We start from the raw sequence: 692 nt of genomic DNA, 5'->3' as shown, positions 1-692 counted from the left end.
AACATTTCAACGGCGTGACATCCTGCCGAGTCGATCTCAACTCGACTCGCGATGCGATACCGGGAGAAAATGTCAATGACCGAGTACATCTTGAAGGTGATGCGGGAGTAGGTTGATTTCAACTCGGTGATGTCCCAGCTCCACGCCTGCCCGGGCCCAGATGCCACGACGACCGGTAGCTGCCTCGAGTTCCGGGGGCGGTTCGAAGTGTCGGCCCCGACGTCTGGTGGACCGGTGAGCTTGCCTCCGACGCGATGCCAGGTGCTCTGGCTGCCGTGCATGCGCCCCTCGTCCCAGGTGCTGTAGTACGCCTGCTGCACCGAGAGTCCTTCGCCGCGAGCGGTGTCTATGCGCGAGCTGATCGCCTCGCGCTCCTCTGTGGAGACCCGATTGGGGTAATGACGCTCGCGTTGATGGATGGGAGAGACTTTGCGAGGACGCGGGTTAATCCGGTAATGCCACGTGCTCCGACCCAAGCCGGTCAGCTTTAGAGCTTGTCGCTGAGAACCGTAAAGTCTTGTCAGCTCTCTTACGAGTTGGTTTTCGTGGTGGAGGAACCGTCGGGACTCGTCGCTTCCGGGCTGCCGTCTGGCCTCTGCGCGCTGTAATTGTGCAGAAGCCCGATAGCTTTTCCCAGAGCGTCATTCGCCTCTCGCAGACGCTTGTTCTCGTCTTCGAGTTCACAGACTCGC

1 pseudogene is annotated in these 692 nt (G+C 60.1%); it reads right to left on the bottom strand.

Annotated features, from left to right (window positions below):
* Positions 1-320, bottom strand: a pseudogene (locus ACFQS2_RS04060) (hypothetical protein); the annotation flags it as partial.
* Positions 321-692: the final 372 nt, after the last annotated feature.

It is taken from the genome of Brachybacterium sp. GCM10030267 (genome assembly GCF_042666875.1).
Classification (GTDB): domain Bacteria; phylum Actinomycetota; class Actinomycetes; order Actinomycetales; family Dermabacteraceae; genus Brachybacterium.
Note: the sequence above shows the minus strand (reverse complement) of the source record. Positions and strands in the feature narration are given on the sequence as shown.